This window comes from Streptomyces recifensis, from assembly GCF_002154615.1.
Classification (GTDB): domain Bacteria; phylum Actinomycetota; class Actinomycetes; order Streptomycetales; family Streptomycetaceae; genus Streptomyces; species Streptomyces griseoluteus.
Window position 1 is genome coordinate 1 of sequence record NZ_MUNH01000441.1, and the last position, 12,896, is coordinate 12,896.

The following is a 12,896-nucleotide window of genomic DNA, read 5'->3' on the forward strand; positions in this document are numbered from 1 at the left end:
GCGAACTCGTCACCAACGCCCTGGTGCACACCGACGACGACGCGGTCCTGACCGCCGTGGTCTCCCCGCGCGGACTCCGTGTGGAGGTGAGGGACTTCATGACCCGAGGGCCCCTGATGCGCACCCCCACCCCGGACGAGGACACAGGCGGTCGCGGCCTGGTCCTGGTGCGGTCCCTCGCGGACGCCTGGGGGGTACGGGCGCACGCGGTGGGCAAGTCGGTCTGGTTCGAACTGGGTTCGGCGGCCGCATAGACGACGACGGGGTGGGGACGCGCTCCTGACGAATCGCGTCCCCACCCCGTCGCCGCTCGGCCTCAGCCGAACTGCTGCTCAAGGTCCTTCAGTTTGCGCTCCAGCGAGTCGAGCCGGGGCAGCGCCATCGTGTCGTCCTCCGCGGTGAGGTCGACGGTGACCGGCTCGGCGCCCTTGCGGACCGACTGCAGCGAGGGCCGTGAGCGGGCGGTCAGCTTTTCCGCCGCTATGGCCGGCTCCCCGGTCGCCGGGGCGGGGGCGCGGTCCATCTGCACCTCCACCGTCCGCGCGGGCGTCCGGCTCACGACGCTCCGGGCGCCTCGGCTCAGTGCTTTCAACTGGGCGCGCTCCACGCGTTGCTGGTCGCGCCGGCGCTGACGGGCCTCGCTCTTCTCCCGCTTGTCGTCGCGTACCTCCTCGACCGCCTCGTCCAGGCTGCGCACACCCTCCAGGAGCATGAGCGACCAGGCCCCATAGGTCTCGCGTGGTGCCCGCAGCCAGCGGACGATGCGGATCTGGGGCAACGGGCGCGGCACCAGACCCTGTTCGCGCAGGGCCGCCCGGCGGGTCTGCTTCAGCGCCCGGTCGAACAGCACCGCCGCCGACAGGGACATGCCGGAGAAGAACTGCGGAGCCCCGTCGTGGCCGATTCCCCGGGGCGCGTGCACCCAGTTGAACCAGGCCGCGGCGGCGGCGAACATCCACACCAGCATCCGGGAACCCAGCGCTGCGTCGCCGTGGCTGGCCTCGCGCACGGCGAGGACCGAGCAGAACATGGCCGCGCCGTCCAGGCCGAACGGCACCAGGTACTGCCAGCCGTCGGTGAGGCCGAGGTTCTGCTCGCCGAAGCCGACCAGGCCGTGGAAGGAGAGGGCCGCCGCCACCGCGGCGCAGCAGAACAGCAGGACGTAGGAGGCGGTGCCGTAGACCGCCTCCTTGCGCCTGCGGCGCTCCTCGCTGCGTTCCCAGGAGTCGTCCGCACCCGCCTTCTCCCCGGAGGAGCGCTTGCCGCGCGCGAGCACCGCGATCGCCGCCAGCACGCCCAGGAGCAGCACGGCGCCCGGAAGCAGCCAGTTCAGCGATATGTCGGTCATTCGCATCAGGGGTCCCTTGCCTTGGGATAGGGCGTATCGCCCGTCATAGTGACCCATTCCCGGCGGTCGTCCGGGGATTTCGAGGCAACGGTCCTTCAAAGGGGCGCGGAGGCGCCGCGATGGCGTCGTTCTGCTCGAACTGTGTGCTGCGCAGGGGTAGTTGAGTTCGATTTCCGCCGCTCGAACGAGTGGTTCCGGCTCGTTCAGGCCGCCGCGGCCGTCGTCAGGCGGGCGACGCGGTCGCTGTCGCAGGTGCGGGGGCAGGTGGCGCAGGTGTCCTCGGGGCGCAGCGTGTAGAACATGCAGCAGCTCACCCGGTCGCGGGTGGCCACCGGGGCGCCGTCCGGACCGGTCAGCTCGCGGAACGCGGCCGAGCCCGCGTACGGGCGGGTGGTGCCCGGCAGCAGCAGCTCCAGCTCACGCATCGCGCGCCGCTCCTCGCCCTCGCCGAAGAGGGAGGCGAGGTACCACAGGCCCTCGACGATCTCGTCCGTCGCCATGCCCCACAGCGCGCGGCCGCGCCGCCGCATGCGCGGGCCGAAGCCGCCCAGTACGGGTTCGAGATGCTCGGCGACGGCCGTGCGCACCTCGGCGCGCAGCGCCTCCTCGTCGGCCACCACGACCGCCTCCGGCAGCCCGGCCGCCGGGTCGTCCGGCAGACAGGCGAAGGTGCCCGGCCGTACGGTCATCCGGCCCTCGGTGCGGTGGTAGGCGACGTGGGCCGCGGGCAGCCGGGGGACGCGGCGGTGCAGGAACCAGGGGACGGTGATCAGAAGACAGGCGGGCCACGCGTAGCGGTGCAGACCGAAGCCGGCGACGACGTCCGGGCGTGCGCGCCGGCCGTAGTCCCGCAGCACCTGGGCGTCGTCCCAGGCGAGGAAGGAGTCGAGCTGGGCGCCGCCCGCCGCGAGTCCGTCGGCGGTGACCCAGCCGTCGCCCACGGGCAGGGGCTGTGCCGGGTCCTCCATGACCGTCACGGTCAGTCCCGGGAAGACCTCGCCGAGCCGGGCGTACGCTGCGGTGAGCGGCGAGGCCGTAGCGAGCATGGCGGGACCACCGATCCTTCGAACGCGGGGGCGGGCGTACAGGTAAGGCTAACCTTACCCATCTTTCCGGGAATTTGAAGTGCCGTCTCCTGCGCCTAAGGTGCTTGACGGACATGTGACGGTCCGTCGTCCGTGCCCGGGGCGGACCCCGGCCGCCGAACAGCCCGAGGAGGACCCGTGAAGCAGGGCCTGCACGACGTCTCCGGTACGGGGCTGCCCCGGCACGCCGCCCAGCCCGCCGCGCGGGTACCGGACCGGTCCCGCGAACGGGCCGAGGACGTGTCGGCGGTACGGGGCGAGCACACCCACAGCGAGCCGCCGCTGCCCCGGCCGCGCGCCGTCGTGCAGCGGGCCTCGGTGCGCGGGCAGATCCTCGACGCGCTGCGCTCCGCGCTGACGACCGGGGAACTGTGTCCCGGCGAGGTCTATTCGGCGCCGGTGCTGGGTGAGCGGTTCGGGGTCTCCGCCACGCCCGTCCGCGAGGCCATGCAGCAGCTCGCGCTGGAGGGCGCCGTCGAGGTCGTCCCCAACCGCGGGTTCCGGGTGGTGCGGCGCGGGGCCCGCGAGCTGGCCGAGCTGGCGGAGGTACGGGCGCTGCTCGAAGTCCCCGTCCTGCTGCGGCTGGCCGGCAACGTCCCGGCCGCCCGTTTCGCCGAGCTGCGCCCGCTCGCCGAGGACACCGCCCGCGCTGCCGCCGCCGGCTGCCCGGCCCGCTACGCCGAGGCCGACCGTGCCTTCCACCGTGCCCTGCTCGCCCTCGCGGGCAACGAACAGCTCCTCCGCATCGCCGAGGACCTCCACCGCCGCGCCCAGTGGCCCCTCGCCGCCACCCCACCCCGCCAGCACCGCGCGGTCCTTCTCCGCGACGCCGCCCAGCACACCGCCCTCCTGGACGCGTTGGCGTGCGGAGACGTGGACCTGGTGGGGGACTTGGTGGCGGAACACTTCGCACAGCGGGACCAGTAGCGGGACGGGGGGACGCGGCCCCCTCAGGCCGTGGCCGCCCCCGGTGCCGGCGGGCTCAGGTGGTCGGCGAGCCAGGTCGGGAGGCCGCCCAGCAGGCGGAAGAGGCGGCCGGCCTCCTCGCGGAGGCGGGTCGCCTCGGGTTCGGGTTCCGTCTCGGCGAGCGAGACCAGGGCGGGGGCGGTGCCGATCAGGTAGCCGAGGTCTTCGCGGAGGCGGAGGGATTCGGCGAAGCCGTGCCGGGCCTCGGCCAGTTCCCCTTCGCGCAGGGCCAGTTGAGCGAGGTGGCGCCAGGTGCAGGAGAGGAGGAGCGGGTCGGACTGGGCGGTGGCGCCCGCGTGGGCCCGGCGGTAGGCGGCGCGGGCGGCCTGCGGGGAGTGGGTCAGGTTCTCGGCGAGCAGGCCCCGGCGGAAGTCCAGCAGGGCCCGCCCCGGAGCCCCCGGCGGGATCAGCGCGGCGGCCCGGCCGAGCGCGGCCCGCGCCTCGTCGGCCCGGTCCCGTACGCGGTGGAGCGTGGAGGTGTAGGCGAGCCGGCCCCGCTCGCAGGCGGCCGCCCCGCGCTCCTCGTCGCTGTGGGCCCGCGCCTCGGCGGTGCGCAGCGCGTCCTCGGCCGCCTCCCAGCCCCGTTCGGTGTACAGGCACCGCTCCACCAGCAGCGCGGCCCGCTGGAGCGTCGCCCGGGGGGTGTCCGTGGGCAGGAGGGCCGCCGCGTCGGCCCAGCAGGCCCGTGAGCGCAGCCGCCACACCGCGGTCTGGAGCGGATCGTCATCGGCGGTCGTTCCGTCACCAGACATGGCGGGATACGCCACGTTGCCCTCCCCGAGCACGCCGTCGAGCTGTTGAGTGCGTGCATTCCAGCACCGATCACCGGGCCGGGCCAAGAGGGTGGGTGAAACTTTTCACAAAGTTGCGGACCGGGGGCCGAACGGCCGTCCCGTGGCGCCGGAAGATCGAATTCGCCCCCCGGCGCCGACCGCGCTGATCACGCCCCTACGGCGGTCCTCAGCTCATCCGCAGCGCGAGGAAGAAGTCCAGCTTGTCCTCCAGCCGGGACAGGTCCCGGCCCGTCAGCTGCTCGATCCGCCCCACCCGGTATCGCAGCGTGTTCACGTGCAGATGGAGCCGGCTCGCGCACCGCGTCCAGGAGCCGTCGCTGTCGAGGAAGGCCTCCAGCGTCGGGATCAGCTCGGCCCGGTGCCGCCGGTCGTACTCGGTGAGCGGGTCCAGCAGCCGGGCGGTGAAGGCGCGCCGCACGTCGTCCGGGACGAACGGCAGCAGCAGCACGTGCGAGGCCAGCTCCTGGTGCCCCGCCGCGCACACCCGGCCGGGCCGGGCCGCGGCGACCCGGCGGGCGTGCCGGGCCTCCTCCAGCGCCCCGCGCAGCCCCTCCGCCGAGTGCACGGCGGCGGACACGCCGAGGGTGAGCCGTCCGTCGCCCTCCAGTCCCGCCGACAGCGCCTCGCGCACCGAGCGCAGCAGCGCGTCGGCGTGCAGCCCGGCCTCGGAGCCGTCGTGCTCGGCGGAGACGGCGGGCAGCGGCACCAGCGCCACGGCCTCGTCCCCGGAGTGCGCGACCGCGACCCGGTCGGCCGGCTCCGGGCCGGTGGCCAGGGGGTCGACGAGGACCTCCTCCAGCAGCGACTGGGCGACGGGGCCGCCCGCCGCCGTGCCGTCCTCCCACTCGACCCGGGCCACGACGACCTGCCAGTGCGGCGCCGCCCCGAGCCCCGGCAGCAGCACGGGCGCGGCGACCCTGAGGCGCGCCGCGATCTCGGCGGGCGCGGCCCCGCTCTGCACCAGCTCCAGCACCTCCTGGGCGAGCCGGCGCCGTACCGTACGGGCGGCGTCGCGCCGGTCCCGCTCGACGGCGATGAGCTGGGTGACGCCCCGGAGCAGGTCGAGCCGCTCCTCGGGCCAGTCGGCGGCGTCCGCCTCGACGGCCAGCAGCCAGTCCGACAGCACCGTCTCCCGCGCGTCCGGCACCGCCTGCGGCGCGCGGCCGGAGGAGCGGACCGGGAACAGGGAGTACGTGACGCCGTCGAGCTGCACCCGGTGCGGCCCGCGCCGCCCGGTGCGTACGGCGGCCAGGTGCTCGGCGGCCAGCCGCGCGCAGGTATCCGGCGGCAGCGCCGGGCCCGCGACCTTGGACCCGGCGATCAGGCGGCCCGTGGGGGAGAGCACCCAGGCGCGCAGGTCGAGGTCGCTGCCGAGCAGGTCGAGGACCACGTCGGGCCCGCCGCCCGCCGGGCCGGAGGTCATCATGCGCCGGTGCCGGTCCACCACCGCGGCGAGGTCTCCGGCGCGCTCGCCGGAGACCTGGCGCACCACGTGCTCGGTGATGGTGGCGAAGGCCACCGACTCGTGCACCGCGAACAGCGGCATCCGGTGCTGGGCGCAGGCCACCACCAGGTCCTCGGGTATGTCTCCCAGCTCGGCCTCCCCGGCGGCCAGGGCGGTGACCCCGGCCTGTACCAGAAGGCGGACGAACGGCTCGGAGTCGGCGGCGTCCCGGCGCCAGGCCAGGCCGGTGAGGACCAGCTCGCCGCCGGAGAGGTAGCGGCTCGGGTCCCGCAGGTCGGTCGTCATGACCCCGCGGACCGTACGGTCCAGCTCGTCCTCGCCGCCGAGCAGCCGCAGCCCCAGCGCATCGGTGTCCAGCAGTGCGCGCAGCCGCATCTCGTCGCCGCCGTTCTGTGTCGAAACTCTTCGTGATCTGGATGGGTGACGGAGGCGGAGCCGGCGCGGGGCGCGCGGGCCGTGCCCCGCACCTGCGGTGTCTCCTGTGTTTCCGGAGGAAAACGGAGGGGTTGCCGAGGGCCTTCGTTCATACGAATCTACAAGATGACCGCCGTGGCCAGCCAACTCCTTCGGGTTTTCGGTGACTGACACCGTTGGAAGAAGGACCGGTGTACTGACTTCACGAGCCCCGTGTCATGAGACGGAAGAAGAGAGCCGGGCCATGGAATTCCTTCGCCCCGCAAGCTGGCAGGAGGCGCTCGCCGCGAAGGCCGAGCACCCCACCGCCGTGCCGATCGCCGGGGGCACCGATGTGATGGTGGAGATCAACTTCGACCACCGCCGCCCCACCCACCTCCTGGACCTCACCCGCATCGGCGAGCTGACCGAGTGGGAGACCGGCACGGACTCCGTACGCCTGGGCGCCTCCGTCCCGTACGCCCGGATCATGCGCCACCTGCGGGCCGAGCTGCCCGGTCTCGCGCTCGCCGCGCACACCGTCGCCTCGCCGCAGATCCGCAACCGGGGCGGGGTCGGCGGCAACCTCGGCACCGCCTCGCCCGCCGGTGACGCCCACCCGGCGCTGCTCGCGGCCGGGGCCGAGGTCGAGGCGGAATCGGCGGCGCGCGGCACCCGGCTCATTCCCGTCGACGCCTTCTACACCGGGGTCAAGCGCAACGCCCTGGAGCCCGACGAGCTGATCCGCGCCGTCCGGATCGCCAAGGCGGACGGCCCCCAGCAGTACTCCAAGGTCGGCACCCGCAACGCCATGGTCATCGCGGTGTGCGCCTTCGGCCTCGCCCTGCACCCCGAAACCCGTACCGTCCGCACCGGCATCGGCTCCGCCGCGCCCACCCCGATCCGGGCGGAGGTGGCCGAGCAGTTCCTCAACTCGGCGCTGGAGGAGGGCGGGTTCTGGGAGAGTGGACAGATCGTCGCGCCCTCGGCCGTGAAGCAGTTCGCCGCCCTGTGCGCCGCCGCCTGCAACCCCATCGACGATGTGCGCGGCACCGCCGGCTACCGGCGCCACGCGATCGGCGTGCTGGCCCGCCGCACGCTGATGTGGGCCTGGGAGTCCTACCGGGGCGGGTGCCGAGCCACCGAAGGAGCCGCGTGATGCGCGTCAGTCTGACCGTCAACGGACGCCCGCAGCAGGCCGACGACGTCTGGGAGGGCGAGTCCCTGCTCTTCGTGCTGCGCGAACGCCTCGGCCTCCCCGGCGCCAAGAACGCCTGCGAACAGGGCGAGTGCGGCTCCTGCACCGTCCGCCTGGACGGCGAGCTGGTCTGCTCCTGCCTGGTCGCGGCCGGCCAGGCCGAGGGCCGCGAGGTCGTCACCGTCGAGGGCCTGGCCGACCACGCCGAAGGGCGCCGCGCCACCGCGCCCGGCGTCGGCCTGGACGAGGCCCGGCGCTGGCAGCCGGTGCCCGGGGAGGGCGCACAACTGGCGCCGATCCAGCAGGCGTTCATCGACGCCGGCGCCGTCCAGTGCGGTTTCTGCACCCCCGGCCTGCTGGTCGCCGCCGACGAACTCCTGGAACAGAACCCGGAGCCCACCGACGCCGACATCCGCGAGGCGCTCTCCGGCAACCTGTGCCGCTGCACCGGCTACGAGAAGATCATGGACGCGGTCCGCCTGGCGGCCGCCCGGCAGGCCGAGGAGGTCTGACATGCCCGCACCCGGACCGGCCGGCGCCCCCACGAAGATCACCCAGGGCGCCCAGGCGGCGGGCGGCATCGGCGAGTCCACGCTCCGCCCGGACGGCATCCTCAAGGTCACCGGCGAGTTCGCCTACTCCTCCGACCTGTGGCACGAGGACATGCTCTGGGGCCACCTGCTGCGCTCCACCGTCGCCCACGCCGAGATCGTGAGCATCGACGTCTCCGAGGCCCTCGCCCTGCCCGGCGTGCACGCCGTCCTGACCTACGACGACCTGCCCACCGACGTACGCACCTACGGCCTGGAGATCCAGGACACCCCGGTCCTCGCCCACGGCAAGGTCCGCCACCACGGCGAACCCGTCGCCGCCGTCGCCGCCGACCACCCCGAGACCGCCCGGCGGGCCGCCGCCAGGATCCGCGTGGAGTACCGGGAACTCCCCGTCGTCACCGACGAGATCTCCGCCACCGCCCCCGGCGCGGTCCTGGTCCACGAGGGCCGCACCGACCACTACGCCCCCTACGCGACCCACCCCAACATCCTGCACCGCCAGCCCATCGTGCGCGGCGACGCGGCCGCGGCCGCCGGGCGGGCGGATGTGATCGTGCGCGGCGAGTACACCTTCGGCATGCAGGACCAGGCGTTCCTCGGCCCCGAGTCCGGGCTCGCGGTGCCCGAGGAGGACGGCGGGGTCCACCTCTACATCGCCACCCAGTGGCTCCACTCCGACCTGCGCCAGATCGCCCCCGTCCTGGGCCTGCCCGAGGACAAGGTCCGCATGACGCTGGCCGGGGTCGGCGGCGCGTTCGGCGGCCGCGAGGACCTGTCGATGCAGATCCACGCCTGCCTGCTGGCCCTGCGCACCGGCCGGCCGGTGAAGATCGTCTATGACCGGTTCGAGTCCTTCTTCGGCCACGTCCACCGCCACCCGGCCAAACTGACCTACGAGCACGGCGCGACCCGGGACGGCCTGCTCACCCATGTGAAGTGCCGGATCGTCCTGGACGGCGGCGCCTACGCCTCCGCCTCCCCGGCCGTCGTCGGCAACGCCGCCTCCCTCGGCATCGGCCCGTACGACGTCGACGACGTGGACATCGAGGCCGTCGCGCTCTACACCAACAACCCGCCCTGCGGGGCGATGCGCGGCTTCGGCGCGGTCCAGGCGTGCTTCGCCTACGAGGCCCAGATGGACAAGCTGGCCAAGGAACTCGGGTTGGACCCGGTGGAGTTCAGGCAGCGCAACGCGATGGAGCAGGGCAGTACGCTGCCCACCGGACAGGTGGTGGACTCGCCCGCCCCGGTCGCCGAACTCCTGCGCCGGGTCAAGGCGATGCCCATGCCGCCCGAGCGCCAGTGGGAGTCCAGCGAGGGCGCCGACGTACGCCAGTTGCCCGGCGGTCTCTCCAACACCACCCACGGCGAAGGGGTGGTGCGCGGGGTCGGGTACGCGGTCGGCATCAAGAACGTCGGTTTCTCCGAGGGGTTCGACGACTACTCCACCGCCCGGGTCCGCATGGAGGTCGTCGCCGGGGAGCCGGTCGCCGTCGTGCACACCGCGATGGCGGAGGTCGGCCAGGGCGGGGTCACCGTGCACGCGCAGATCGCCCGCACCGAACTGGGGGTGGAGAAGGTGACCATCCAGCCCGCCGACACCCGTGTGGGGAGCGCCGGTTCGACCTCCGCCTCCCGGCAGACCTACGTCACCGGCGGCGCCGTCCGCAACGCCTGCGCGCTGGTGCGGGAGAAGGTGCTGGAGATCGGGCGCCGCAAGTTCGGCACGTACCACCCCGCTTGGGCCACCGCCGAACTCCTGCTGGAGCGCGGCAAGGTGGTCACCGACGGGGGTGAGGTGCTGGCCGACCTCGCGGACGTGCTGGAGGGGGAGAGCGTCGAGATCGAGCGGGAGTGGCGGCACCGGCCGACCCAGCCCTTCGACCGGCGCACCGGCCAGGGCAACGGCCATGTGCAGTACTCCTTCGCCGCGCATCGCGCCGTGGTCGAGGTCGACACCGAGCTGGGCCTGGTCAAGGTGGTCGAGCTGGCCTGCGCCCAGGACGTCGGCAAGGCCCTCAACCCGCTCTCCGTGCTCGGCCAGATCCAGGGCGGCACCGTGCAGGGGCTCGGGGTCGCGGTGATGGAGGAGATCCTCGTGGACCCGGTGACGGCGAAGGTACGCAATCCGTCCTTCACCGACTATCTGATCCCGACCATCCTCGACACCCCGACCATCCCGGTCGACGTCCTCGAACTCGCCGACCACCACGCCCCCTACGGGCTGCGGGGCGTCGGCGAGGCTCCCACCCTGTCGTCCACCCCGGCGGTGCTCGCCGCCATCCGCGCCGCCACCGGACTCGAGCTGAACCGCACCCCGGTCCGGCCCGAGCACCTCACCGGCACGGCATGAGAGCGATGCGTCAGGAGGCCGTCGGATGCTGGACATCGCCGAGGAACTGAACGCGTGGGCCGCCGAGGGCCGGGACTTCGCGGTCGCCACCGTGGTCGCCGTCAGCGGCAGCGCCCCCCGCCACCCCGGCGCCGCCCTCGCGGTCGACGCCGGGGGCACGGCCGTCGGGTCGGTCTCCGGCGGCTGCGTGGAGGGCGCGGTGTACGAGCTGTGCCAACAGGTGCTGGCGGGAGGCGGGCCCGTGCTGGAGCGCTTCGGGTATGACGACGAGGGCGGCCTGGGAGTGGGGCTGACCTGCGGCGGAGCCATCGACGTCCTAGTGGTCCCGGTCCGTGCCGACAGCCGTCACCGGCCGGTGCTCGCCGCCGCGCTGGGCGCCGCCGCCGACAGCCGGGCCGTGGCGCTCGCCCGGATCACGGCGGGTCCGCCCGACCTGCTCGGCGGCGCGCTCCTGATCGACAGCGACGGCAAGGCGCACGGCGGCCTCGGCGGCCACCCGGATCTCGACCGTACGATCGCCGCCGAGGCGGCCGCCTTCCTGGACGCGGGCCGCACCGGCACCGTGGAGGTGGGGGCGCGCGGCGCGCGCTGCGGGAGCCCGGTCACCGTGCTGATCGAGGCGGCCGTCCCACCGCCCCGCATGATCGTGTTCGGTGCCGTCGACTTCGCGGCCGCGCTGGTCCGGGTCGGCAAGTTCCTCGGGCACCACGTCACCGTGTGCGACGCCCGGCCGGTGTTCACCACCCGTGCCCGCTTCCCCGAGGCCGACGAGGTGGTCGTCGACTGGCCGCACCGCTACCTGGAGCGCACCGCGACCGACGCCCGCACGGTGCTGTGCGTCCTCACCCACGACCCCAAGTTCGACGTACCGCTGCTCCGGCTGGCCCTCGGCCTGCCCGTCGCCTACGTCGGCGCGATGGGCTCCCGGCGCACCCACCTCGACCGGCTGGAGCGGCTGCGCGAGGCGGGTGTCACCGACCGTCAACTGGCCCGGCTGCGTTCGCCGATCGGGCTCGACCTCGGCGCCCGCACCCCGGAGGAGACGGCGCTGTCCATCGCCGCGGAGATCGTCGCCGCCCGGCGCGGCGGCACCGGCATCTCGCTGACCGGCGCCCACACCCCGATCCACCACGACCTCCCTCTGGGGATGGGCTCGCCCGCCTGAGCGCGCGCGGAAAAACCGGTTACGGCCCCTGCGGCGGGCGTGCTTGCATGACGGCATGCTTCCTGCCGACCGGCTCCTCGCCTTCGCCGCGCTGTCCCTGCTGCTGATCGTGGTGCCGGGGCCGAGCGTGCTGTTCGTCGTCGGCCGGGCGCTCGCCCACGGACGCCGGGCGGCCCTCACCACCGTCGTCGGGAACACGCTGGGCGCGTACGTGCTCGTCGCGGCCGTGGCGCTCGGTGTGGGGTCGGTCGTGGAGCGCTCGGTCCTCGCCTTCACCGTGCTCAAGCTCGCGGGCGCCGCCTACCTGGTGTACCTGGGGGTCACCGCGTGGCGGCGGCGCGGTTCGCTGCGGGCCGCGTTCACCCCGGACGCCCCGGCGCACAGCGGGCCGCGCACCCTGTGGGACGGGTTCGTGGTCGGGGTGGCCAACCCCAAGACGATCGTGTTCTTCGCCGCCGTCCTGCCCCAGTTCACCGACCCCGCTCGGGGCCGGGTGCCCCTCCAGATGCTGCTGCTCGGGCTGGTGTTCAACGCCATCGCGCTCGTCTGCGACAGCGTCTGGGGGCTTGCCGCCTCGGCCGCGCGGGACTGGTTCGCCCGCTCACCGCGCCGGCTGGCGGCCGTGGGCGGCGCGGGCGGGCTCGCCATGGTCGGGCTCGGGGTGACGGTCGCGGTCACGGGCCGTACGGACTGACGGGCCACGCGCCCGGGTTCCCCGCGTGCCCAAGTCCCCCGCGCGCCGGGGGGGCTCACTCCCGCCTGAGCAGCCCGTTCACCACGCGTCCGAACATCCACTGCGCGGCGCTCGTCACCACGCCGTCGAAGGCGCGGGGCAGGAAGGACACGCGCAGTTCCTCCCGCCACACCACGCGGGCCCGCCCGCCGGGCCCCGGCCGTACCTCGATCTCCGCCCAGCCGAGCACCACCCGGCCGCGCTTCTCCAGCCGGCAGAACCCCGGTTCGCCGTCCAGCGGAGGGCGCCACACGGTGATGTCCATCGGATCGTCGAAGACCAGCGGGCCGACACCCGTACGGGCCAGGATGCGGGTGCCCACCCCGGTCGGCGGGGGCGTCACCACCGTCATCCGGGTGAGCGGCACCAGATCCCCGTGCCGGGGCCAATCGGTGAGCCGGCGCCAAGCCTCGGCGAGCGAGAGGGGGACGGTGCGTTCGAGCGTGAAGAGAGACACGCCCCGATCGTAGGGAATCGCCCTTCGCCACCTGGGGGTTCACCCCGGCGGGTCACCTGCCCGGCGGATGGACCGGAGTGTCACCGGCGCACGCGGGGCCCCGTACGCCCGCCGGCACGCCCCCGGGAGTGACCCCTGCGCACCATGGATAGGGAGGCGCTGCGGGCCGCTCGTGGTGGCTCGCAGCGCCCCCCTGGTCATGCACCCGAGCGTGCTCGGGAAATCTTCCGGGTCACGAGTTGACCTGTGCGGTCACCAGGCTGGAGAAGGTGGTCAGCCGGGTGTAGACCCCCGGGTAACCGGCCTCCGCGCAGCCCTCGCCCCAGGAAGTGATCCCTGCCAGGACGCCCCCGATGATCAGGGGACCGCCGCTGTCGCCCTGGCA

The 12,896-nt window shown here is 74.1% G+C and carries 13 protein-coding genes; 7 read left to right on the forward strand and 6 right to left on the reverse strand.

The genetic code is table 11. The features are described 5' to 3' along the window. Window positions 1-254, forward strand: a 254-nt coding sequence (locus CCN33_RS22000) for an ATP-binding protein (RefSeq protein WP_140394619.1), incomplete at its 5' end; no start/stop codon positions are given. Between the two features lie 62 nt (window positions 255-316). Here the strand turns inward: CCN33_RS22000 and CCN33_RS22005 are convergent. Then, the gene (locus tag CCN33_RS22005; protein ID WP_086695262.1) at window positions 317-1,354 is read right to left on the reverse strand and encodes a DUF2637 domain-containing protein; all 1,038 of its coding nucleotides are present in this window, start codon (window positions 1,352-1,354) and stop codon (window positions 317-319) included. Window positions 1,355-1,551: 197 nt separating this feature from the next. Then, the gene (locus CCN33_RS22010; protein ID WP_086695263.1) at window positions 1,552-2,394 is read right to left on the reverse strand and encodes a (2Fe-2S)-binding protein; all 843 of its coding nucleotides are present in this window, start codon (window positions 2,392-2,394) and stop codon (window positions 1,552-1,554) included. 177 nt (window positions 2,395-2,571) lie between these two features. On the opposite strand from CCN33_RS22010, the gene CCN33_RS22015 reads away from it, so the two are divergent. Then, on the forward strand, window positions 2,572-3,360 hold the full coding sequence (locus CCN33_RS22015; RefSeq protein ID WP_086695264.1) for a GntR family transcriptional regulator: 789 nt from the start codon (window positions 2,572-2,574) through the stop codon (window positions 3,358-3,360). 23 nt (window positions 3,361-3,383) lie between these two features. Here CCN33_RS22015 and CCN33_RS22020 read toward each other — a convergent pair whose 3' ends face one another. Together CCN33_RS22020 and CCN33_RS22025 are read right to left on the reverse strand one after the other, a co-directional pair. Then, window positions 3,384-4,151, reverse strand: a complete 768-nt coding sequence (locus CCN33_RS22020; protein ID WP_086695272.1) for a hypothetical protein — start codon at window positions 4,149-4,151, stop codon at window positions 3,384-3,386. Between the two features lie 208 nt (window positions 4,152-4,359). Continuing rightward, window positions 4,360-6,033: a PucR family transcriptional regulator gene (locus tag CCN33_RS22025; RefSeq protein WP_086695265.1), complete on the reverse strand. Its 1,674-nt coding sequence runs from the start codon at window positions 6,031-6,033 to the stop codon at window positions 4,360-4,362. Between the two features lie 283 nt (window positions 6,034-6,316). On the opposite strand from CCN33_RS22025, the gene CCN33_RS22030 reads away from it, so the two are divergent. Genes CCN33_RS22030 through CCN33_RS22050 form a run of 5 tightly spaced genes read left to right on the forward strand, consistent with a single transcriptional unit; the run spans window position 6,317 to window position 12,015 of the window. Continuing rightward, complete coding sequence (locus CCN33_RS22030) at window positions 6,317-7,210, forward strand: FAD binding domain-containing protein (protein WP_086695266.1); 894 nt, start codon at window positions 6,317-6,319, stop codon at window positions 7,208-7,210. After that, entirely contained in the window at window positions 7,210-7,761 is a 552-nt protein-coding gene (locus CCN33_RS22035; RefSeq protein ID WP_086695267.1) for a (2Fe-2S)-binding protein, read from the forward strand. The genes CCN33_RS22030 and CCN33_RS22035 overlap by 1 nt, the downstream gene beginning before the upstream one ends. Before the next feature lies 1 nt (window position 7,762). After that, window positions 7,763-10,156, forward strand: coding sequence for a xanthine dehydrogenase family protein molybdopterin-binding subunit (locus tag CCN33_RS22040; protein ID WP_086695268.1), 2,394 nt, complete (start codon window positions 7,763-7,765; stop codon window positions 10,154-10,156). 25 nt (window positions 10,157-10,181) lie between these two features. Then, window positions 10,182-11,321 carry an XdhC family protein gene (locus CCN33_RS22045; protein WP_086695269.1) on the forward strand — a complete coding sequence of 380 codons (1,140 nt, stop codon included), beginning with the start codon at window positions 10,182-10,184 and terminating at the stop codon, window positions 11,319-11,321. A gap of 55 nt (window positions 11,322-11,376) precedes the next feature. Continuing rightward, window positions 11,377-12,015, forward strand: coding sequence for a LysE family translocator (locus tag CCN33_RS22050; RefSeq protein WP_086695270.1), 639 nt, complete (start codon window positions 11,377-11,379; stop codon window positions 12,013-12,015). Between the two features lie 55 nt (window positions 12,016-12,070). Here the strand turns inward: CCN33_RS22050 and CCN33_RS22055 are convergent, their stop codons facing one another. Together CCN33_RS22055 and CCN33_RS22060 are read right to left on the reverse strand one after the other, a co-directional pair. Beyond that, window positions 12,071-12,511, reverse strand: a complete 441-nt coding sequence (locus tag CCN33_RS22055) for an Immediate-early protein 2 (protein WP_086695271.1) — start codon at window positions 12,509-12,511, stop codon at window positions 12,071-12,073. A gap of 232 nt (window positions 12,512-12,743) precedes the next feature. Further along, the coding region (locus CCN33_RS22060; protein ID WP_140394620.1) for a trypsin-like serine protease at window positions 12,744-12,896 on the reverse strand (153 nt) is incomplete at its 5' end.

Bases quoted from the DNA above. Each gene is read 5' to 3' on its own strand.
- CCN33_RS22005 (WP_086695262.1), bottom strand. From the start codon at position 1,354: ATGCGAATGACCGACATATCGCTGAACTGGCTGCTTCCGGGCGCCGTG.
- CCN33_RS22010 (WP_086695263.1), bottom strand. From the start codon at position 2,394: ATGCTCGCTACGGCCTCGCCGCTCACCGCAGCGTACGCCCGGCTCGGC.
- CCN33_RS22020 (WP_086695272.1), bottom strand. From the start codon at position 4,151: ATGTCTGGTGACGGAACGACCGCCGATGACGATCCGCTCCAGACCGCG.
- CCN33_RS22025 (WP_086695265.1), bottom strand. From the start codon at position 6,033: ATGCGGCTGCGCGCACTGCTGGACACCGATGCGCTGGGGCTGCGGCTG.
- CCN33_RS22030 (WP_086695266.1), top strand. From the start codon at position 6,317: ATGGAATTCCTTCGCCCCGCAAGCTGGCAGGAGGCGCTCGCCGCGAAG.
- CCN33_RS22035 (WP_086695267.1), top strand. From the start codon at position 7,210: ATGCGCGTCAGTCTGACCGTCAACGGACGCCCGCAGCAGGCCGACGAC.
- CCN33_RS22040 (WP_086695268.1), top strand. From the start codon at position 7,763: ATGCCCGCACCCGGACCGGCCGGCGCCCCCACGAAGATCACCCAGGGC.
- CCN33_RS22045 (WP_086695269.1), top strand. From the start codon at position 10,182: ATGCTGGACATCGCCGAGGAACTGAACGCGTGGGCCGCCGAGGGCCGG.
- CCN33_RS22050 (WP_086695270.1), top strand. From the start codon at position 11,377: ATGCTTCCTGCCGACCGGCTCCTCGCCTTCGCCGCGCTGTCCCTGCTG.